We start from the raw sequence: 236 nt of genomic DNA, 5'->3' as shown, positions 1-236 counted from the left end.
AGGTACAGCGGGAGCATCCCGGCCTTCCCTGCGCAATGGCTTTACGGCTTACTTCATGCTCTTCCCGGAGAACGGCTCTTTTGCCTCCGTCGCCGACGGGATGTTTCCCACCGACTTAACCGCGGCGCCCGAACCACACGACTTCGCCATACGCTTCCTGCGCCTACGTCTTGCGCATTCGGCGTCCATCGCATCTCACCGCACGTTCGTGACGATCGCGAGCCGCCCCTCCATCG

Annotated in this window: 1 protein-coding gene; it reads left to right on the top strand. The window is 62.7% G+C overall.

The window, feature by feature from the left end:
• Positions 1-55: 55 nt before the first annotated feature.
• Positions 56-236 (top strand): hypothetical protein (locus KJQ96_RS39560; protein ID WP_213291282.1); only part of this gene is annotated, 181 nt, incomplete at its 3' end.

The sequence above is a fragment of the Bradyrhizobium sp. sGM-13 genome, from assembly GCF_018398875.1.
Lineage (GTDB): Bacteria > Pseudomonadota > Alphaproteobacteria > Rhizobiales > Xanthobacteraceae > Bradyrhizobium.
The sequence above is the reverse complement of the archived record's forward strand: the minus strand, read 5'-3'. Positions and strand labels throughout refer to the sequence as shown.